Genomic DNA, 20,975 nt, shown 5'->3' with positions numbered 1-20,975 from the left:
GGTGTCACCTCCGGCAAACGTGTGTTAGTCAGGGCCTTTCGACTAAACGACGAACGAAGCGGGATGAAATCGACGCGCAGGCGAAAAAATCTGCCTTTATCGGCGACCGCCAGGTGTTTCTACCTGGCTACCTGACCATGCGCCCGCCCGTAGCCTCCTGCAAGATCGACGCCGCGGCGGCGGCCGCGACCTGGCAGCCGAGCACGATATGCTCGTCGGCCGTGTTCTCGGTGAAATCGTGACTGATGCCGCCGATGCTCGGCACAAACATCATGCAGGCCGGCAGATGCGCGGCGAGTATTTGCGCATCGTGCGCGGCGCCGCTCGGCATGTGTACCCAACGGCCAGGCGTCACCGCTTCGGCAGCGCGCGCGACGTGCTTCTGTAAAGCCGCGTCCATCGTGACGGGCTGCATGGCTTCGTCGAGCGTCGCAAGCGCAACGCCGACCGGCCCGCGCGCGTCGAACTCGCGCACGAGTGCCGCAAGCGCCGCTTCCATCGCACGCAGACGTTCGGCGTTACCGTCGCGGAACTGCAAATGAAGGTCCGCCTGCCCCGGCACGACGCTCAGCGACCCGGGCTCGAGATCGATGCGGCCAACGGTCCACACCGTATCGGCATCGGCGAGCGCACGAAACGCGTCGTCCATGCGCGCGATAAACGCGACCAGCGCCGCGCCCGCATCGCGGCGGATCGACATCGGCGTCGTGCCCGCATGATTGCGCTGGCCGCTAAAGCGCACGCGCAGTTCGCGCATGCCGACGATGGTTGTGACGACACCGATCGCATGGCCGCTTGCTTCGAGCCGCCCGCCCTGCTCGATATGCGGCTCGAAATAGGCGACGTGGCGGCCGTGCTCGAGACGCGCGCGCGGTCGCCCGGCCAGACCGGCGGCCTGCAGCGCGTCGTGCAGCAACTGCCCGTCCCGGTTGCGCGCGCAACGGATTGCTTCGTCGACCGATGCTTCGTGCTCGCCGCCCACGAAGCTGCGGCTGCCGAGAAACCCTGAAAACGTGCCCTCTTCGTCGATCCACGATGCGACGTCGACGGCGAGATGCCGCGTGTCGTCGCTTTCGGCAAGCGCCCGCGCGATTTCCAGACCGTAGATCACGCCGAGCGTGCCATCGAGCCAGCCGCCGGTCGGCTGCGTATCGGTATGCGAACCGATCAGCAGCGCGGGCCCCGCATGGCGCGAGCGGCCGAATACGTTGCCGACGCCGTCGATCTGCGCGTCGAGCCCGGCGTCGCTCATGCGGCCGGCAAGCCAGCGGCGCGCGTCGATATCGATCGGCGATAGCGCAAGCCGCACGACGCCGGGTCCGGTTGCGCCGAAGCTGCGCAGCGTGCGCAGGTCGCCCAGCAGGCGCTCGGGATTGATGGTCGGCAAGAGACGGTTCTCCTTCAGTTTCAATGTGGGTTTTTGCGTAATCGCGCATCTGCCAGTCGATGCCCGGCAACGCATTTATTCGGGCACAGGCTCGACTTCCGTGCCGCTCCAGCTGATGCTCGACACGCCTTTCTCCATGCTGATGCGGCTCGCCATCAGTTCGAGCTTCGCCTGATCCTTCGGATGCATGCGCACGGTCGCGGTCACTTCGATGCGCGGCGGCTCGCCCTCGACGTCGCGGCTCGTCAGGCTCTGGAACGACAGCGGTTGCGAGTACATCGAATTGGACAGCAGGGTGCGGATATGGATTTCGTCGGCCTCGCGGCAGACGACGGTGATCACATACTCGCGCACGAGGTCCGCGCTCGCTACCGGCGTCGCGTTGATCATGCGGCTCACTTCGCGCAGCACCGTATTGGCGGCGAGCACGGCAACCGTGCCCGCGAGCGCCGGTCCATAGTGACCGCTGCCGCACAGCACACCGACCGCGGCCGCGCACCAGAGCGTCGCCGCCGTGTTGATGCCCTGAATCGAGCCTTTGTCGCGCATGATCACACCGCCGCCGAGAAAGCCGACGCCGGACACCACATACGCGGCGATCTGCGTAACCCCCGCGGTGCCGTTGCCCGTCAGCACGCCGAGCGTGACGAACAGGCACGCGCCGCTCGCGACGAGCGTGATCGTGCGCAGCCCCGCGGTGCGCTGGCGCAGCTGCCGCTCGAGGCCGATTGCGACACCGCACGCGAACGCGGCGATAAGCCGCCAGACGAAGTCGGCAATCATGTCTGCAGTGAGTACGAGTAAGGCGAGGATTAAGGGAACAGCGGCAGGACGGCGCGAACAGGCCGAAGGATGAGGCGAAAGATAGCCTGGAGTCGGTGGATTGCGCCAGTGCGCGATGAATACGCAGTGCAAAAAGTCAGATGCGGGCCGCTATTTCAGCGCCGCCCGCATCGAAGGCAAGAAAGGAACGCAAGAAAGCTGCGCGGGTTCGCGCCCGGCCGCTCAGCGCTGCTTGATAAATGCCTCGAAAGCCGCGGCGTAATCGGGATGCCAGCGCGACAGCGGCGGCCGGTTTTCGACGATATCGCCGGCTGCCCACAGAATGCGACGTTCGTCGAGCGAGCGCGGCACGTCGTTGTCGGGGCACAGAATATAGAAATCGCCGGCCGCGAGGCGCTCCATCATGAAGTCGACGGTTTCTTCGGGCGTCCATGCGCCGGCCGGCTTTTCGGTGCGGTCGCGCCGTGTGAGATCGGTGAACACGAAGCCGGGAATCAGCAGATGCGCGCTGAGCTTGCCGTTCGCCGAGTTGCGCAGCTCATGCTGCAGCGCTTCGGTGAAAGCCTTCAGGCCGGCTTTCGCGACGTTGTAGGCTGGGTCGCCCGGCGGCGTCGTGATGCCCTGCTTCGAACCTGTGTTGATCACGAGGCCGGGGCGGCCTCGTTCGATCATCTCGGGCACGAACGTCTGCGTGCCGTGAATCACGCCCCACAGATTGACGCCGAGGATCCGCTGCCAGTGGTCGCCGGGACCGAAGATCGTGCTGCCGATCTGGATGCCCGCGTTGTTCATCAGCACGTCGGTGCCGCCGAAGCGCTCGCGCACCACCGTCTGCAGGCGTTGCACGTCTTCGATGCGGCTCACGTCGGTCGGCTGCGCGAACACATCCTGCTTGCCGTTTGCGGCGACGGCGGCAATCTGATCGACCGCGTGCGCGAGACGCTCGGCGCCGAGATCGGCAATGCACACGCGCAGCCCGAGTTGAGCGAAACGCTTCGCAGCGGCGAGGCCGATGCCGGCGGCGCCGCCGGTAATGACAGCGACAGCGCCCGGTGTGAGCGCGGAGTGAACGGCGGGACTAACTGCGGGATTCACTGCGGATGGAGCGGCGGATCGGATGGTGGAATCAGTCATCGGGGACCTCGTTGGCGCGGGGCCGCGACACCGGTGCCGCAGTCCCGTTCAGGAAAAGCGATGGGGGCCGACGATGCTAGCACGAAGCATGGCGCTGCATCGCCGGGCGTTGCATGGATCAGGTTCCGGCGTCGCTCTCCCGGCTTTCAACCAGCTTCACGAGCGTATGCAGCACGCGGTTCGCCGGTGTCGCGACTCCAAGCGCCGCGCCACGCCGCACGACATAGCCGTTCAGATGATCGATCTCGCTGCGCCGGCCGCGCGCGAGATCCTGCGCGGTCGACGAATACTGGCCGGCCATCGTCTCGGCGATGCGCCGCACCGCGACGTCGACGTCGCCCGGCATGACGACGCGATCGGCCTGCGCCACCGCCACGCATTCATCGACGACATCGCGCATCACATCGGCCACGCCCTCGCGCTGCACGAGTTGCCCGTATGGCAACTGCGCAAGCGCGGATAGCGCGTTATACGCGCAATTGAGGATCAGCTTCGCCCACAGCGCGCCGCGCACGTTATCGGAAATCTCGGTTGGCACGCCCGCGTCGATCAGCGCACGCGCGACGGCTTCGCTTGCATGCGACGGCTCGATCACGAGTTCGCCGCGGCCGTTGTGCTTCACATGACCGGGCCCGGCCATCCCGGCCGCGACATAGACAACGGCCGCCGCCACGTCCTGCGTGACCTGCTCGCGCACACGCTCGGCATTGTCGACACCGTTTTGCAGCGACAGAATCAGCGCGTCGGCGGCGAGATGCGGGCGCAGCTGTTGTGCGGCATGTTCCGTATCGGTGGACTTCACGCAGAACAGCACGAGTTGCGCGCCCTTCGCGGCGCTCGCTTCCGTGCTGGCCTCGACGCGCACGTATTCGTCAAAGCTTTGCGTGTCGAGCCGCAACCCCTGCGCACGGATTGCATCGACATGCTGCGCGCGGCCGATCAGCACGACGTCATGACCCGCGCGCGCGAGCATGCCGCCGTAATAGCAGCCGACGGCGCCCGCGCCCATTACGGCGACTTTCATCCTTGTCTCCTCCTCGACGAAGCTGGAATCCGCGGCGACGACGCGTGCTCATGCGCTAACGCCTTAACGCGCTAACGCCGGCGAGCCTCCCACAGCGGAAGCGGCAACGGTAGCACAGGACGCGGCATCGAGGACAAGGTGACGAGAATGTCGCTGCGCTGCGATTAGCGTGCGCTTATCGCAGCGTCGCCGTGATGCGCAGCGTTGACTGCGCGAAGGCAAGCGCGTCTGCGCGACGCGGCACGATGCGCTACCCCGTGCGCATCGGTGCGGGCGGCACTGGCGGCTCAGGCGGCTGCGGCGAACCCATGCGCGCGGGCGCACAAAGCCGCTCATACTCGGCGATCAGCTGCGCGCCGAACAGCAGCAGCGTCGCGAGCGCTTCGAGGCTGAACAGCACGACGATCGCCGTCGCAAGCGACCCGTACACGACATTGACTTGCGACAGCGTCGCGAAGTACCAGACCAGCACGCGCCGCGTAATTTCCCACAGCAGCGCGGCCGTGATCGCGCCCATCAGCGCGTGACGCAGCGTCGGCCGCCCGACCGGAATCACGAGATAGATCGCGGTCAGCACAAACACCTCGCCCGCGACACCGAGCAGGTACAACACGGCACGCACGGCGCCGGTCAGCGAAATCGCGTGGCCGAACAGCACGACGCCGTCGGTCGCGACCACCTGCAGACTGCTGGTCACGAGCGTCACAATCAGCACGCCAATGCCGAGCGACAGACTGAAACAGTAAGGAACGATCGCCGACACGAGAAAATGCCGGCGCCGGATCGCCACGCGATGCACGAAGATGATCGACAGCGCGTTCTCGAGCACCGTGAACGCGAGCGAACTGAAAAAGATCATCGTGACGAGCAGCAGCCAGCCGACCACGTTGCGATGCGCGAGAAAATTCGCAAGCTCGCTGACGAGCGCACGCGACTGCCCCGGTATCAGCCACTCGAGCAGACGTGCGAGCGTATCGAGCAGCCGCGCTTCGCCGACGAAATGCGAGAACGCGATCGCGACGAGAATCAGCAGCGGCACGATCGACAGCAGCGCGTAATACGCGACCGCGCCGGCGAGCAGCAAGCCCTGATTCGCGCGGAACGCTTTCATCGCAATCCACACGAAACGCGCCGGATGCATCGCAACGAAACGCAGCGCATCGTTGCGTAGTGCGTTGTGGAACGCGTTGTGAAACGCGTTGATCAGCGTCGTCATCATGCGCTCCCACGGTGCAACGCGCCGGCGCGCATCCCTGCGCGGCACGGCGTTTGTAAGGCTTACGCGCGCCACGTGCGCGGACGATCTTGCCCGCTTTCCTGCACACTTCGCGCGCGTGGGCCATCTCGCCCCTCGTCAGCTCGCTTGCTTATCTGGCCCGCTTATCTGGCCCGCTTATCTGGCCCGCTTATCTGGCCCGCTTATCTCGCTCACTCATCTGGCCCGCTTCGCGCGCGGCGTCGCCATCTGGCCGGCCGTCTCGCTCGAGTCCTCCTGCGGCACGGCGTCTTCAAGCGTGCGCTTTTTCGATTGATCAGCGGAAACGGGCGCCGGATCGTCGCTGCCTTCCGCGTCGATCTGCCGACGCGCCTTCTCCCAGTACTCGTCGGACCGGCCCTCCGGTGCGCCGTCCTGTTCCCACAAGTGATATGCACGTTCGCGGATACGCTCGTCGCTGTACTCATTCGCCATGGCTGCCGCCCTCCCGATGGACCTCGCTGGACTTCACGAACCGTGCCGTCGACGCCAGCGCAAGGATGCGCTCGCGCAGCACGGGCTTGTCCGACCGCTGAGCATCCGCTATACCCAAACATGCGTCTTGCCGTCTGACCGCCGGTCCGTGCACGCCGCGCCTATTCGTGCGAATCGGAAAAACGCCGTTCGTCCGGCAATACGCGGTTGCACGCGTCGCGCGATGCTCGACAGTCGCGCGCTGCCGTGCCCCACTGCCGGACTCCGCGTCTGTACCGGATGCCACGGCCGCGCAACCTGGTCCGAACCGACACTCCATCGAGGAAAACGCCATGCCTCAAAGCACCGCAAGCAAACAGGTCAAGGCTCCGCTCCATACGCCGTCCGGCCTGTCGCAGGAAGCCGTCGCCAATGTGTCCGGCGCGCTCAATCCGCTGCTCGCCGACACCTTCGCGCTCTATATGAAGACGAAGAATTTTCACTGGCACATGTCCGGCCCGCATTTTCGCGACTATCACCTGATGCTCGATGAACAGGGCGAACAGATCTTCGCGATGACCGACGACATCGCCGAGCGCGTGCGCAAGATCGGCGGCACGACGCTGCGCTCGATCGGCCATATCGCGAAGCTGCAGCGCGTGCGCGACAACGACCAGACTTTCGTGGGGCCGCATCAGATGCTCGCGGAACTGCGCGACGACAATCTCGCGCTGGCCGCGCACATGCGCGAAGCACACGAGGTGTGTGACGAAGCCGGCGATGTCGCGAGCGCGAGCGAGCTGGAAAACTGGATCGACGAAGCGGAGCGCCGCGCGTGGTTCCTGTTCGAAGCGACGCGTAGCGAGTAAGCCGCCAGCAGGCGGTGGCTCGCGCTGTATACGTGCAAAGGCCCGCAAGAGACTTGCGGGCCTTTGTCGTTGTTACCCATGCGGTGATCGATCGCCGCGTTGATTCGCGCGCCCGTGGCTTGACGCGCGTTATTTACCTGCGTTCTGCGGCGCCTTCTCGTCCGCCTCCGCAACCAGCGCGGGCGCCATCGCGGCCTGCTGGAGCTGATCGGTCGACCAGCCGCCGCCCACCGCGCGAATCAACTGCACGTTCGCGCTCAATTGCCGCGTCTGGATCTGGATCGCCGACACTTCGGCATCGAGCGCCGCCGTCTGCGCGGTGACCACGTCGAGATAACCGACCGCGCCCTGCTTGTACTGCGTCAACGCAAGCGAAAGCGCGCGTTCGGCCGCCGCGGCCGCATCCTTCTGCTGCTGCAACGCCGTACCGAGGTCCGCCAGCAGCGACAGATTGTCTTCGACCTGCTGGAATGCCGTGAGCACGACGCCGCGATAGCGCGCGCCCGCTTCGCTCGTGGCCGCCTTCGCCGCCTCGAGCTGGCCGCGCCGGAAGCCGCCGTCGAAAATATACTGCGCGAGTTGCGGACCGACCGCCCAGAAAAAGTTCGGCGCACTGAAGAAGCTCGCATACGCGGAACTCTGCAGGCCGCCCTGCGCGGTCAAGGTGAGCGACGGGAAGTACGCGGCGCGCGCCACGCCGATCTTCGCGTTCGCCTCCGCCACGCGCCGCTCGGCGGCCGCAATGTCGGGCCGCCGCTGCAGCAGCACCGACGGCACGCCGACCGGAATCGCCGGCAACGGCAGATTCGCCGTCGATTCAGGCAGTGTGAACTCGGATGCCGACGCGCCGACCAGCACCGCAATCGCGTGCTCGAGCAGCGCGCGCTGCGCGAGCGTCTGCGACAGTTGCGACTGCGCGGACGACAGCTGCGTCTTCGCGCGCTCGACGTCGAGCCCGGCGACGATACCGCCGCCATGCAGCGCCTGGGTCAACTGCAGCGCCTTCGTGAACGCAACCACGGTCTGACGCAGCAACGCCGTCTGCTGATCGAGCCCGCGCAACTGCACGTAGCTATCGGCCAGCTGCACTTGCAGACTCAGTTGCACCGAGGCGAGATCGGCCTGGGTCGCCAGCGCTTCGTCCTTGCCGGCCTGCACCGAATCGCGCACGCGGCCCCACAGATCGACGTCATAGTTGACCGCGCCGCCCAGCGTGATCGCGTTGTAGTAGTCGGGACCGCCCGTGCGTAACGGCCGCGTCGCCGACTGCCGTTGGCGGAACAGCGACGGATTCAGCGTCACGCTCGGGTACAGGTCCGCGCTGACCTCCGTAACGAATGCCTGGGCCTGCTGATAGTGCGCGTACGCGGCTTCGAGATCGGTATTGTGCTCGAGCAGCTGCTTCTCGAGGTCGCCGAGCTGCGCATCGTCGTACATGCTCCACCAGCCGTCGCGATTCAGCTGGTCGCCCGGCTTTGCGCTGACCCACGGCCCCGTGGTCCGGTATTGCGCGGCAACCGGCGACGGCGGCACCTTGTAGTCGGGCGCGAGCGAGCAGCCGGCCACGAGCAGCGCGGCGGCGGCCGCAAGCGGCGCGGTGCGCAGAACGGCAACGGCCTTGACCATGTTAGCCATGAGCCGCCTTCTTGCCGCCGGCTGCGATCGCAACCTTGTCGCCTTCCGCCAAACCGTCGGGCGGCGCATCGATCACGCGATCGGTCGGCAGCAGGCCGGAACCGATCTCGACCGAATCGCCGAGGTCGCGCGAAATCGTCACGCGCTTGTACACGACAGTGTCGCCCTGGCCGACCGTCGCGATACGCAAACCGTGGCTGTCGAACAGCAGCGCGCTCGCCGGCACGCGCAACGCGTTCGGCGCGACCGGCAGCTTGAACTGCACGCTCGCGAAGCCGCCCGGCAACAGTTTGCCCGCGGTGTTGTCGACCAGCAGCTGCACGAGCGTCGAACCCGACGTCGCATTGACCGAGTCGGCCGACGCGACCACGCGCGCCGAGAATTCCTCGTTCGGATACGCGGGCACCGTCAACGTCGCGATCGTGCCTTCATGCACGATCGGCGCGTAGTTCTGCGGCATCTGCACGTACACGCGCAATTGCTTGACGTCGGACACCTGGAACAGCTCCTGGCCGATCCCGCCGCTGCCCGCATTGATCAGCGCGCCGATATCGGTATCGCGCGCGGTCACCACGCCGTCGAACGGCGCGACGATGCGTGCGAACGACTTCGTCGCAACGAGCCGGTCGAGATTCGCCTGCGCGGCATCGACGAGCGCCTTCTTCGCCGCATAGTCGCCGTTGCGCGTATCGACGTCCTGCTGCGCGACCGCGTCGGTGCCGAGCATCGCGCGCCAGCGCTTCGCGGTGATGTCCGCGAGATCGGCATTCGCCTTTGCGGTTTGCAGGTCCGCTTTCGCCTGAATCAGCTGCTGGTCGATTTCAGGCGTTTCGATCACGGCGAGCAGTTGCCCCGCCTTCACATGTCCGCCGATATCGACGTACCACGACTTCAGGTAGCCGGGCACGCGCGCGAAGATCGGCGCGCGCGAGTACGCCTGCAATTGCGACGGCAGCGTCAGTGTCGGGCCATGCGCATCCTTGACCGGCGCGACGACGCTGACGGTTTGCACCGCCTGCGCGTCGGTCCAGCTCTTCAGCTTGCGCGAGTCCGATGCGCGCACTGTGAGGCCCGCCGCCACCACGATCACGACCAGCACAACGCCGACGATACCGGCCGTGACGAGCCGGCGGCGCGGCGGCGCACCCGCATATTTGGATTCAAAACCGGGTTCAACGGATTCAGACGACATGAGCAGGACCTCCCGAGGCGGATGCCGGGCTTGCCGCGCGTTTGTCGCGCGCGTGAATAATGCTAAACATGATAGGGACGAAGAAAAGCGATGCGGTAGTCGCGAACAGCAGGCCGCCGATCACCGCGCGGCCGAGCGGCGCATTCTGCTCGCCGCCTTCGCCGAGTGCGAGCGCCATCGGCAGCATGCCGATAATCATCGCGAGCGCGGTCATCAGCACCGGGCGGAAACGCGTGAAGCCGGCTTCGATCGCGGCCTTGAGCGGGTCGCCGTGCTCGGCGAGCCGTTCGCGGCAGAAGCTCACCACCAGAATCGAATTCGCGGTCGCGACACCCATACACATGATCGCGCCGGTCAGCGCCGGCACCGACAACGTGGTGTGCGTCGCGAACAGCATCCAGATAATGCCCGCCAGGGCGGCCGGCAGCGCGGACACGATCACGAACGGATCGGACCACGACTGGAAGTTCACGACAATCAGCAGATAGATCAGCACGACGGCGCCGAGCAGGCCGAACAGCATGCCGCCGAACGCGGCGTTCATCGTCTGGACCTGGCCGAGCAGCGCGACGTTCGAACCCTTCGGCAACTCCTTCGCATGTCGCGCGACGATCTTCTGAATATCCGAAGCGACCGCGCCGAGATCGCGATCCTGCGTCGCCGCAAAGATCTCGACCATGGGCACGATGTTGTACTGGCTCACCACCGAACTCGTCGCCGTGCGATCGAAGGTTGCGAGGCCGCCCAGCACCTGCGCGTTGAGCGGCGCGCCGGCCGTGATCGGAATGTTGCGCAACGCGGACAGCGAATCGAGCGTGTACTGCGGCGTCTGCATCACGATCGGATACGACACGCCGTTCGCGTTATTGAGCCAGTACGTCGGCGCGACCTGGCTCGAACCGGCGAGGTTCACCACCAGGCTGTTCGTCACGTCGCGTTCGGTGATGTTGAGCAGCTGCGCGCGCGTGCGGTCGACGTTCACGTTGAAGGTCGGAATCTGCTGCGACTGCTGGATGCGCGCGTCGACGACGCCCGGCACCTCGCGAATGTCACGCAGCACCGCGTTCACATACGCGAAGTTGCCGTTGAGGTTGTTGCCGCGCACCTGCAGATCGATCGGCGCCGGCGAGCCGAAGTTCAGGATCTGGCTGATGATGTCCGCCGGCGGGAACGAGAACGTCTCGCCCGGAAAGCGGCGCGGCAGTTCTTCGCGCATCTGCCGCACGTATTCGGCAGTCGGAGCGTGACCTTCCTTCAGCTCGATCTGGATGTCGCCGTCCTGCGAGCCGATCGTGCCCGTGTTGTTATAGGCCGTGTTAATACCGCTGACCGGCTGCCCGATATTGTCGACCACCGTGCCGAGCTCGTTCGGCGGAATGATCGTGCGGACCGTATCTTCGATATTCGCGAAGATTTCCGAGGTGCGCTCGACGCGTGTGCCCACGGGCGCGCGCACGTGCATCAGGATCTGCCCCGCGTCGACGGCCGGGAAGAAGTTGCGGCCGAGAAACGGCACCAGCCCGAACGACAGCAGCACGAAACCGAGAAAGCCGATCAGGAACGGCTTGCGATGATCGAGCGCGAGCATAAGCAACCCGCGATAAACCACGCGAATGCGCTCGAAACTCGCTTCGAAGCCTCGCTGAAAACGCACGAGCGGGTTGCGCGACGGCTGCTTGTGTTCGCCCTCTGCGTGTTCGGGATCGTGCGGCTTCAGCAGGAAGTTCGCCATGGTCGGCACGAGCGTACGCGACAGGATGAACGACGACACCATCGCGAAGATCACGGCCTCGGCCATCGGCACGAACAGGAAGCGCGCGACGCCGTTCAGGAAGAACATCGGCACGAACACGATACAGATACACAGCAGCGACACGAAGGCTGGGGTGACGATCTGCGCGGCGCCGTCGAGAATCGCATCTTCGACAGGCTTGCCGTGCTCGAGGTGCCAGTTGATGTTCTCGATGGTCACGGTCGCGTCGTCCACCAGAATGCCGACCGCAAGCGCGAGGCCGCCGAGCGTCATGATGTTGAGCGTCTCGCCGAGCGCCGACAGCGCGATGATCGAACCGAGAATGGCCAGCGGAATGGACGTGGCGATGATGACCGTCGAACGCCAGCTGCCGAGGAACAGCAGAATCATCAGGCTCGTCAGCACCGCCGCGATCACCGCTTCGCGCGCCACACCGCTCACCGCCGCACGCACGAACAGCGACTGGTCGCCGATCGGATCGATCTGCAGGTTATCGGGCAGCGCCGCGCGCGCATCGTCGACGTGCTGCTTGATGCCCGCAATGATCGCGAGCGTCGATACCGAGCCGTTCTTCAGCACCGACATCAGCACCGAACGGTGGCCGTTCACGTGCACGATATTGGTTTGCGGCGGCGCGCCGTCGCGCACGTTCGCGACGTCGCGAATATAGACGGTCGTGCCGTTTACCGCCTTGACCGGCAGGTCGGCGAGATCGCGAATCAGCGACGGCGCGTTGTTCAGCTGCAGCACGTATTCGTGGTCGCCCATCTTCGCGGTGCCGACCGGCGTGGTCAGGTTCTGCGTGGCGAGCGCGGTCGCGACGTCCTGCGCGGAGAGCCCGCGTGCCTGCAGCTTCGCAGGATCGACGTCGATCTGCACCTGGCGCGTCTTGCCGCCGAACGGATACGGAATCGACGCACCCGCCACCGTCACCAGTTGCGGACGCAGCTGGTTCAAGCCGAGGTCGCCGAGGTTCTGTTCAGTGAGCCCCTTGCCCGATAGTGCGAGCTGGATGATCGGCACCGTCGACGCGTTGTAGTTCAGGATCAGCGGCGGCGTGGTCGCGGGCGGCAGCTGCTTGAGCTGCGTCTGCGCGACGGCGGTCACCTGGGCGTTCGCGGTCGCGATATTCACGCCCGGCTGGAAGAACACCTTGATCACCGCGAAGCCGTTGATCGACTGCGCCTCGATGTGCTCGACGTCGTTCACCGTCGTCGTAATCGTGCGTTCGAACGTCGACGTGATGCGGCCGGCCATCTGGTCCGGCGGCAGGCCCGTGTACTGCCACACGATACTGATCACCGGAATGCGGATGTCGGGAAAGATGTCGGTTGGCGTCTTCAGCGCGGACAGCGGCCCGATGATGAAGATGACGATCGCCAGCACGACGAAGGTGTATGGCCGTCGAAGGGCAATACGTACCAGGCCGAGCATGAGTATTCCTGGATAGAACGGTTACAGGGAAAGCGCTTGAATGCCGCCAGCACGGTGCATCACTGCAAGGCATTGCATGCCCGCGGTGACATCGCCGCATTCGCGTCTCGTCCGCGCCTCATCCGGTTCGACGCCGCAAAAGATGCAACCGCGCCGCACGTTAACCGCTGCGGCGCGTATGAGATCGTTGTCGGCATCGCGGTCACCGCGTACGACGGTGACCGGTTGGTGGAGGCGCGGGGTGATGCGCTTCACTTCTTCGAAGGGACCGCGAGTGTGGTCCGATCACAGTCTCGCTACGGGTTAAAAGACTGGCGACAAATTCTTTCCATCTCCTTTCCGCGATCTATATGAAACATTACGCGGATCGTGCAACGCCGATGCGCGGTGCTTACGCGACGCACATCGACCGACCAAGCGCGAATTTACACAAACGCTGAACATTTTGCAGGCCATGGCGCAGCGGTCGCCACATCGAAAGATGCTACTGCAACCATATTTCGCGCGTGCGCGGCGCCGTCTTAACGAAGCCGCGGCAGCCCTTATTCCCGATAGAACAGGCGCTTGCAGACGCTTCGCAGTCCGTGCAGGCGAAGCGATTCCGTTCGTTCGCGACAACACAGTTTTTTTTATTACCGTTTATTTTTCGCGCGCGCGAACTGCCCGCGAAACGCCCGTTGCGCCTCGTTGTGAATCTGTAGGGCTCACCCCATGAAAATGAAATAGAAAAATCAAGAAAGGTTTTAGAAACTTTTGCGCCTCAAAAGCTTAATAAGGCGGTGTTCCAATTCGCGCTGTTCCATCGGAGCGGTCTGCAGGCCTGCGGCTGTACCAACCGGCAACAACAAAGAATCCCAGCTCATACCACGCGCGAGACGGGCGAGCTGGAACAGCGACGTTGAAAATTGGAGCCCCCCTTCTATGTTTCGCAAAGCGATCCTACCCATGGCGTTAGCAGCAGCGCTGCTGACGCTCGCCGCGTGCGGCGACGACGACAACAGCAGTCCGTCGTCGGCGCCGGCCGCCTCGGTCAGCCCGCAGGACGCACTGCAGACGGCTACGCCGATCAAGCACCTCGTCGTGATCTTCGGTGAGAACGTTTCGTTCGACCACTACTTCGCGACGTACCCGAATTCGACGAACGCGGTCGGCGAACCGCAAGTCACGGCTGCCGCGAACACGCAAAAGGACATCAACACGCTGCAAAGCCAGAATTTGCTGGCCCCGAACAATCCGAACGGCGCCGCCACGTCGCCGAATATCTCGACTAGCGCGACCGTCAATGGCGTTGCCACCCAGCCGCCTAATATCGGCGGCGTCACGCTGACGACGACGCTGTCGCAACCGTTCCGCCTCGACCGCACGCAGGCGAACACGAAGAGCCAGAGCCATAGCTATGGACCGGAGCAGCTCGCCGCCGACAACAACAAGATGGACGCGTTCCCGCTCTTCACGTCGGCAAACAGCGTCATCACCGGCAGCACGGGCTCGTTCGGTTCGGCCGCGCAGGTGCTCGGCTACTTCGACGGCAACACGGTCACCGCGCTGTGGAACTACGCGCAGAACTTCGCGATGAGCGACAACGCGTGGACCGACACGTTCGGTCCGTCGACGCCGGGCGCGGTCGAAGTGGTGTCCGGACAGAGCAACGGCATCCAGATGTTCAAGACGACGTCCACCACCGACGCGAGCCTCGGCACGCTGGTCACCACGACCACGTCGCCGTCGGGCAACGCGATCCCGGACGGCGTGGGCGGTTTCACGCTGATCGGCGACCTCGACCCGGCAGGCGACGTCTGCACGAACCAGGGTAACAGCGCCGGTGCAGTCGTGATGCAGTACCTGCCGCAGGTCAAGAACATCGGCGATCTGCTGAACGCGAAGAACATCACGTGGGGCGGCTTCATGGGCGGCTTCAACCTGCAGACTGTGAACGCAAACGGCACGACCGGCTGCAAGCGCACGACGTTCTCGTCAGTACTGAACAGCTCGCCGACCGATTACACGCAGCACCACAACTGGTTCCAGTACTTCCCGTCGACCGCGAACCCGACTCACCAGCGTCCGTCGTCGCCCACGATGATCGGCTTCACCGAGCCGACCCTCGACAACACGGCGACGCCGGTTCACCACGAGTACGACACGGACGACTTCTTCTCGGCGGTGTCGGCGGGCAACTTCCCGTCGGTCAGCTTCCTGAAGGCGCCGGCGGTTGGCGATGGTCACCCGGGCAACTCTGACCCGCTCGACGAGCAGCAGTTCGTCGTGAAGGTGGTCAACTTCCTCCAGCAGCAACCGGACTGGAAGAACACCGCTGTGGTCATCGCGTACGACGATTCGGACGGCTGGTATGACCATGCGGTGCCACCGATTCAGCACTCGTCGTTCGACACCACGCTCACGGTGACGGCAGGCAACAGCTCCGCCACCACCAAACCGGCCTTCCAGGGCGCGGACGAACTGACTGCTGTCGGCTCGTGTACCGCTCCGAACGCGAAGCAGCCGACCGGCGTGAACGGTGGCGCGGTGAACGGCCGTTGCGGCCCGGGTACGCGTACGCCGTTCATCCTGATCTCGCCGTGGGCGAAGGCTAACTTCGTCGACCACACGCTGATCACGCAAGCGTCGGTCGTGAAGTTCATCGAAGACAACTGGCTTGGCAGCCAACGTCTTGGCAACGGTTCGTTCGATGCCGACGCTGGCGACATGCGAAGCATGCTGAACACGACCGGCAACACGCCGACGCTGTTCCTCGACGAGAACGTCGGCACGAAGCTCGCCGCGGCACCGACGAACTGATCGGTAGTGTGCATGAAAGACGCTTCCTGTCCTGCGCGGTGCCGCGCACCGGTGGTCGCCGTGTACACGGCGCCGCGTAGCGGGACGCGTCGCAAGTCGTAATTCGTGTCGAGCCACTGCCCAGAGGGTGCTGGCTCGACATTTTTTTTGCTTTATCCCCCGTTGCCATCATCGCCATGAGTCTTCGTCCGAACACCCTGCCGCCCACCGTGTCTGCCGACAACCCCGGCGCCACCAAACGATCACTCAGGCACGTCGTGGGCTGGACGGCGGCCGTCGTCGCGGCCGGATGCACCGCCCTTGCCGCTTACGCCGCGATCTATCCGGAGCGGATGCCGCTTGCGATCGGCACGATCGTCGAAGACATCACCGGCGCGAACCCGCAACCGGTCCACCTGGTCTTGCCGCCGCAGCAGCCGCTGAGCGCCGTCGCCCAACTGGGCCGGCAAATCTTTTTCGACACCTCCCTGTCCGCGTCGGGCAAGCAGTCGTGCGCGTCGTGCCATAGCCCCGAGCACGCGTATGGCCCGGCAAACAATCTCGAAGTGCAGCTCGGCGGACCGCATATGACCGACGCCGGTTACCGGCCGCCGCCGTCGCTTACGTATCTGTACCGACAGGCGCCGTTCAGCATCGGTCCCGACCAGAACGACATGGATGCGGCGCCGGTTAGCCTCCAGCAGCTCGCGGCCAGCGCGGCGAGCGTGCAGCGCGCCGTGAAGACGGCCGGCGTTGCACCGGCCGCGCCCGCGATGGTGCCGCAAGGCGGCCTCTTCTGGGACGGCCGTGCGAGCACGCTGCAGGACCAGGCCATCGGGCCGATGCTGAACCCGGTCGAAATGGCCAATACGAGCGTTGCCGACGTCGCGCACAAGCTGGTCGGTGCGAAGTACCTCGACCAGTTCAAGAAGCTGTTCGGCGACTCGATCGCCAACCGGCCGGACTTGCTCGTCGACGAAGCGATGTTCGCCGTGGGCCGCTATCAGCTTGAAGACCCTTCCTTCCACCAGTTCACGAGCAAGTACGATTACTGGCTGCAAGGCAAGGCGCGCCTCACGCAGGCGGAACTGCACGGCATGCGTCTGTTCAACGATCCGGAGAAGGCGGACTGCGCGGCCTGCCACCTGAGCAAGCCGACGCCGGACGGCCTGCCGCCGCTCTTCACCGATACGCAATATGAGGCGCTCGGCGTGCCGCGCAATCACAACCTCGCGATCAATAAGGATCCGAAGTTCTACGACATGGGTGTGTGCGGACCCTTCCGCGACGACGTGAAGGACCTCACGCAGTACTGCGGCATGTTCCTCACGCCGACGCTGCGCAACGCGGCGACGCGCCATGTGTTCTTCCACAATGGCGTCTATCACGACCTCAAGCATGTGATGGACTTCTATAACCTGCGCAACACGAACCCCGACAAGATCTATCCGAAAGATGCGTCGGGCAAGGTAGAGAAGTACGACGATCTGCCGGCGAAATATCAGGCGAATATCGACGTCGCCGACGCGCCGTTCGACCGCAAGCCCGGCGACAAGCCGGCCATGACCGACGACGAGATTCAGGACATCATCGCGTTCATGAATACGCTGACCGACGGATATAAGCCTGCGGGCAACTGATCCGCGCAGTCCGTTAATCTGTCGCGGCGGCCAGGGCCGCACCGAAGCGCCGGCGCTTTCTTGCAAAGCGTCGGCGTTTGTCTTTTCAGCGGCGTTTAAAAGCGGCTTCATCAGCAGGCGGCGAACAAAAGTAAAAAGCGCGCCGCGCTGCGCCTTTACGCCTACACTCGTTTCGAAAGCTTTTCGTAAGGCATGCAGACCTGCTCGCAGAGGCGAACGCCTGTGCTGTTCGCGCGCGTTCATCGTCCGCGCGCTTTCGCACAGGAGTACGCGATGAGCCTCTACCGCACCCGGCTGCCGCAGCTCGGCGACCGGCTCTTTATCGCCGACGGCGGCCTCGAAACGACGCTGATCTTCCACGACCAGATCGATCTGCCGTGCTTCGCCGCCTTCGATCTGCTCAAGGACAATGCCGGCACCGCGACGCTTGAGCGCTACTTCGTGCGCTATGCCGCACTCGCGCGCGACGAAGGCGTCGGCATCGTGCTCGAAACGCCGACATGGCGCGCGAACCCCGACTGGGGCCAACGGCTCGGCTACGACGCGGCCGCGCTCGCCGCTGTGAATCGCAAAGCCGTCGATCTTCTGCTGCGCGTGCGCGCGGCGTGGCAAACACGCGACGTACCGATCGTGATCAGCGGAAATCTCGGTCCGCGCGGCGACGGTTACCGCGTCGACACGCGAATGAGCGCCATCGATGCGGCTGCGTATCACCGGCCGCAACTCGAAGCCTTCGCCGCCAGCGAGGCGGACATGGCCGGCGCATTCACGATGAACTACATCGACGAAGCGCTCGGCATCGCGCTCGCCGCGAAAGCATGCGAGCTGCCGGTCGCGATAGCGTTTACGGTCGAAACCGATGGCCGGCTGCCGTCGGGCGACACGCTCGAAGACGCGATCGAACGCACCGATGGCGAATCGGACGGCTACCCCGTGTACTACCTGATCAATTGCGCGCACCCGGCGCACTTCGAGACGACGCTGCGGCAAGGTGGAAGCTGGCTGCAGCGGATTCGCGGCGTGCGCGCGAATGCCTCACGGCGCAGCCACGCGGAACTCGACGAAGCCACCGAACTCGACGACGGCGACCCTGCCGAACTCGGCGCGCAGTACGCTGCGCTACGGCGCTTCCTGCAACGGATGAACGTGGCAGGCGGCTGTTGCGGCACCGACGATCGCCATGTCGAACAGATCTGCCGCGCGCTGAAGGGAGCGGTACCGGCCGCCCATTAGGCGCTCATCAGGCGCTCATGCGGCCGCTCGCGCCGCACCGCTCATGCAGCCGCCGGCGTTGCCGGAAAGCGCGCCTGCGCGCCGACGTTGGCCGCATCGTTGAGCACCGTGGCAAGAATCATCGCGCTCGCATTGAGCGGTGCGGGCCGGCCGCGGCGCGGCTTGAACACCGCGTCGCCGACATGGATCGCGAGTCCGCTCATCGCACACACCCCATTCACCCGCGCACGCGCCGCATGCCATAGCTGATCGCCATACGAGCAGTGCGTCGCATCGCGCCATGCGATGGTCGCGGTCGCCGACGTCGGCCGCTCGATCAGCGCCACCTGCGCATCGAAGCGCTCGCCCGCGATCGGCAGCGGGCAATTCCTCCGTTCGAACTGCACGTGCAGCGCCGCGAGCCTTGTCACCGCTGGGTCCGTGCGACCCGACATCAAAGAGAGCAAACCGATGGTCTGTCGCCACGGGTCGCACGCATTCATCATCTTGGCCAGCATGAATCACCTCGTCGTCAAGGAAGTGCCGCTCAATCCGCTTGATTCGCCTGTTTCACTGATTTCGTTTATTCCGCGCGTTTTGCCTGATCCGCTCATTCCGGTTTGCGCCGTCCGTTGACGACACAGCAGTTCAGGATCTGCGCATGCCGGCGCGCCGCCACGCCCGGCGGCAAGGTGTACGGCTGGGGAAGCTCGGGCGCAACGGGTTTGCTATAGATAATCGGCGGCGACGCCGTCTGCCGCGCCGCGGCGAATAAAGCTTCGGCGCCGCGCGCGGGTACAGGTTTGCTCATCGTTCTTATCTCCGTGACTCTTTTCGCGGCGGCCCGAGGCCGCCGGTTCACTGACTGACGTTCGTCTTGACCTTCCAGCAATACGGCGTATCGCCGACGAACCGTTTGAAGACTGCGGTGAAATGCGACTGCGAGCGGAACCCGCAGCTCAATGCAACATCCAGCATGCTGTGCTTCGAGCGCGTCAACAATTGTTGTGCGTGCTCGATCCGCCGGCGCAGCAGGTATTCGTGAGGGCGCAGGCCGGTCGCGCGGCGAAATTGGGCGGCAAAGTGCATGCGCGTGAGCCCCGCGCTTTGCGCCATTTCGGCCAGGCCGATCGAGTCGGACAAATGCGCCTCGATAAATTCGATGGTGCGGCGCATGCGCCACTGCGGCAGCGCGGCCGCTTCGCGCGTTTGCCGCGCGGCCGCGGTGAAATAGCGCGACACGAGCCGCGACACGATCGCGAGGCACACGCTGTCGGTGAACAGCTTGCCCGAGGCCGCGTCGGTCGAATGCGAAACCGCCAGCGCCTGCGCGAGCCGCTCGAGCGTCGGGTCGCGCAGAATGCGCGGATCGGCGAGCACGATGTCTCCAGCGTGCGCATGGCCGAACAGGTCTTCGAAACATTCAGCGAGCGCCTGTTGCGACACGAACAGGTGCAGCACGTCGCCGGGCGACTCGAAGCGCACGCTGACCGGCACCGCCGGCGCGGTCACCTGCACGGCGCCCGCCGTCACACGGCCCGACACGATGGTGCGCCCCGCATGTTCGAAATTGAGCGTCGTGCATTTGAGGTTCAGTCCGATGCAGTGGTAACCCGCGTGCCCCTGGTGAGACGCCTCGAAGGAACCGGCGTCATTGCGCGTCCAGCGCGCGACCATCATTTCCCCATACGGAAGCGAATCGCGCGCTTCGTCGACGACGGGGTAACGCCAGTGATGCTCGGAATGGATCGGGTTGCCGTTTTTTCTGCGCACGGCGTCCGTGGCGATTTCAGTTGGATTAGTCGACAAGGCAATCATGAGCGGCCTGCACGAAGAGAGTGTCATGCGATGCGGGAATAGCAGTTTCCCGCGCTCACTCAAAGGTATCCGAACGGACCCCGTCCAACTAGCCCTACAAAGGATTGACACGAGCCACTGTTGGTTTGCTCAACTCATCTGCAGGTTTAATCGTCTAATCCGATTTGCGTACTGTGTGTACGCGCAATTGTCGATCACGGCAATCAACGTACGGAATCAGATGCCCGCATACCCGCGGCGCGACCTATGACGGTGGATCAAAACACTACAGACCGTGCGTCTGGAAATGCTCGATACTCTGCCCGGCGGCCACCGCGCGCCGCAACCATGTCGGCATGTCGCCCGCACCCGTCCATGTATTGCCGTATGCGTCACGGTAGCGAATCGCCTCGCGTTCGCGCACTTCGTCGTCAAGCGCCTGCTCGAGCGCGTCAAACGTGATGCAGCATTCCTTCATGCGTCGCAAAATCCAGCGAATCATGCGTTCGCGCGCTTCGCCTTCGAGAGGTTGGGGTGCTGCGCGGGTCATGCAAGCTCCTCGGAAATCAATTCGGGACAATTCGGAAAGATTCAACCCCAAATACGTTCAATGCGTCGTCATTGCGGCGAGAGTACCGGCGCTCGCGGGCCCAGCCTTTGCCGAACAG

General features: G+C 64.6%; 18 protein-coding genes. 5 read left to right on the top strand and 13 right to left on the bottom strand.

Annotation, left to right across the window (positions count from 1 at the left end):
* Positions 1 to 127 precede the first annotated feature (127 nt).
* The 6 genes from KZJ38_RS05725 to KZJ38_RS05700 form a co-directional block, all read right to left on the bottom strand.
* Entirely contained in the window at positions 128 to 1,387 is a 1,260-nt protein-coding gene (locus tag KZJ38_RS05725; RefSeq protein ID WP_219799181.1) for a Zn-dependent hydrolase, read from the bottom strand.
* A 75-nt stretch (positions 1,388 to 1,462) separates the two neighbouring features.
* Positions 1,463 to 2,170 carry an MgtC/SapB family protein gene (locus KZJ38_RS05720; protein ID WP_219799180.1) on the bottom strand — a complete coding sequence of 236 codons (708 nt, stop codon included), beginning with the start codon at positions 2,168 to 2,170 and terminating at the stop codon, positions 1,463 to 1,465.
* 222 nt (positions 2,171 to 2,392) lie between these two features.
* Positions 2,393 to 3,304 (bottom strand): SDR family NAD(P)-dependent oxidoreductase, encoded by a 912-nt coding sequence (locus KZJ38_RS05715; protein ID WP_219799179.1) that lies wholly within the window; start codon positions 3,302 to 3,304, stop codon positions 2,393 to 2,395.
* A gap of 118 nt (positions 3,305 to 3,422) precedes the next feature.
* Positions 3,423 to 4,328 carry a ketopantoate reductase family protein gene (locus KZJ38_RS05710; RefSeq protein WP_219799178.1) on the bottom strand — a complete coding sequence of 302 codons (906 nt, stop codon included), beginning with the start codon at positions 4,326 to 4,328 and terminating at the stop codon, positions 3,423 to 3,425.
* Positions 4,329 to 4,578: 250 nt separating this feature from the next.
* Positions 4,579 to 5,544 carry a YihY/virulence factor BrkB family protein gene (locus KZJ38_RS05705; protein ID WP_219800135.1) on the bottom strand — a complete coding sequence of 322 codons (966 nt, stop codon included), beginning with the start codon at positions 5,542 to 5,544 and terminating at the stop codon, positions 4,579 to 4,581.
* 216 nt (positions 5,545 to 5,760) lie between these two features.
* A complete protein-coding gene (locus KZJ38_RS05700) occupies positions 5,761 to 6,018 on the bottom strand; it encodes a DUF2934 domain-containing protein (RefSeq protein ID WP_219799177.1) in 258 nt (85 codons plus the stop codon).
* 332 nt (positions 6,019 to 6,350) lie between these two features.
* On the opposite strand from KZJ38_RS05700, the gene KZJ38_RS05695 reads away from it, so the two are divergent.
* Positions 6,351 to 6,866 (top strand): Dps family protein, encoded by a 516-nt coding sequence (locus KZJ38_RS05695; protein ID WP_219799176.1) that lies wholly within the window; start codon positions 6,351 to 6,353, stop codon positions 6,864 to 6,866.
* Positions 6,867 to 6,995: 129 nt separating this feature from the next.
* On the opposite strand, the gene KZJ38_RS05690 is transcribed toward KZJ38_RS05695, so the two are convergent.
* Genes KZJ38_RS05690 through KZJ38_RS05680 form a run of 3 tightly spaced genes read right to left on the bottom strand, consistent with a single transcriptional unit; the run spans position 6,996 to position 12,880 of the window.
* Positions 6,996 to 8,501, bottom strand: a complete 1,506-nt coding sequence (locus tag KZJ38_RS05690; protein ID WP_219799175.1) for an efflux transporter outer membrane subunit — start codon at positions 8,499 to 8,501, stop codon at positions 6,996 to 6,998.
* Complete coding sequence (locus KZJ38_RS05685) at positions 8,494 to 9,693, bottom strand: efflux RND transporter periplasmic adaptor subunit (protein ID WP_219799174.1); 1,200 nt, start codon at positions 9,691 to 9,693, stop codon at positions 8,494 to 8,496. Before KZJ38_RS05685 ends, KZJ38_RS05690 begins: the two co-directional genes overlap by 8 nt.
* Positions 9,683 to 12,880: an efflux RND transporter permease subunit gene (locus KZJ38_RS05680; RefSeq protein ID WP_219799173.1), complete on the bottom strand. Its 3,198-nt coding sequence runs from the start codon at positions 12,878 to 12,880 to the stop codon at positions 9,683 to 9,685. The genes KZJ38_RS05685 and KZJ38_RS05680 overlap by 11 nt, the downstream gene beginning before the upstream one ends.
* A gap of 36 nt (positions 12,881 to 12,916) precedes the next feature.
* On the opposite strand from KZJ38_RS05680, the gene KZJ38_RS05675 reads away from it, so the two are divergent.
* From KZJ38_RS05675 to KZJ38_RS05660, 4 genes are all read left to right on the top strand, one after another.
* Positions 12,917 to 13,234: a hypothetical protein gene (locus KZJ38_RS05675; protein WP_219799172.1), complete on the top strand. Its 318-nt coding sequence runs from the start codon at positions 12,917 to 12,919 to the stop codon at positions 13,232 to 13,234.
* A gap of 567 nt (positions 13,235 to 13,801) precedes the next feature.
* Positions 13,802 to 15,679, top strand: coding sequence for a phospholipase C (locus KZJ38_RS05670; protein ID WP_219799171.1), 1,878 nt, complete (start codon positions 13,802 to 13,804; stop codon positions 15,677 to 15,679).
* A gap of 176 nt (positions 15,680 to 15,855) precedes the next feature.
* On the top strand, positions 15,856 to 17,298 hold the full coding sequence (locus KZJ38_RS05665) for a cytochrome-c peroxidase (protein ID WP_219799170.1): 1,443 nt from the start codon (positions 15,856 to 15,858) through the stop codon (positions 17,296 to 17,298).
* A gap of 273 nt (positions 17,299 to 17,571) precedes the next feature.
* A complete protein-coding gene (locus KZJ38_RS05660) occupies positions 17,572 to 18,531 on the top strand; it encodes a homocysteine S-methyltransferase family protein (protein ID WP_219799169.1) in 960 nt (319 codons plus the stop codon).
* A gap of 41 nt (positions 18,532 to 18,572) precedes the next feature.
* Here the strand turns inward: KZJ38_RS05660 and KZJ38_RS05655 are convergent, their stop codons facing one another.
* The 4 genes from KZJ38_RS05655 to KZJ38_RS05640 form a co-directional block, all read right to left on the bottom strand.
* The gene (locus tag KZJ38_RS05655) at positions 18,573 to 19,028 is read right to left on the bottom strand and encodes a DUF3331 domain-containing protein (protein ID WP_219799168.1); all 456 of its coding nucleotides are present in this window, start codon (positions 19,026 to 19,028) and stop codon (positions 18,573 to 18,575) included.
* A gap of 92 nt (positions 19,029 to 19,120) precedes the next feature.
* Entirely contained in the window at positions 19,121 to 19,321 is a 201-nt protein-coding gene (locus KZJ38_RS05650; RefSeq protein WP_219799167.1) for a hypothetical protein, read from the bottom strand.
* Between the two features lie 47 nt (positions 19,322 to 19,368).
* Positions 19,369 to 20,328 (bottom strand): AraC family transcriptional regulator, encoded by a 960-nt coding sequence (locus KZJ38_RS05645; RefSeq protein ID WP_219799166.1) that lies wholly within the window; start codon positions 20,326 to 20,328, stop codon positions 19,369 to 19,371.
* A 265-nt stretch (positions 20,329 to 20,593) separates the two neighbouring features.
* Positions 20,594 to 20,857 carry an H-NS family nucleoid-associated regulatory protein gene (locus tag KZJ38_RS05640; protein ID WP_219799165.1) on the bottom strand — a complete coding sequence of 88 codons (264 nt, stop codon included), beginning with the start codon at positions 20,855 to 20,857 and terminating at the stop codon, positions 20,594 to 20,596.
* Positions 20,858 to 20,975: the final 118 nt, after the last annotated feature.

It is taken from the genome of Paraburkholderia edwinii (assembly GCF_019428685.1).
Lineage (GTDB): Bacteria > Pseudomonadota > Gammaproteobacteria > Burkholderiales > Burkholderiaceae > Paraburkholderia > Paraburkholderia edwinii.
Note: the sequence above shows the minus strand (reverse complement) of the source record. Positions and strands in the feature narration are given on the sequence as shown.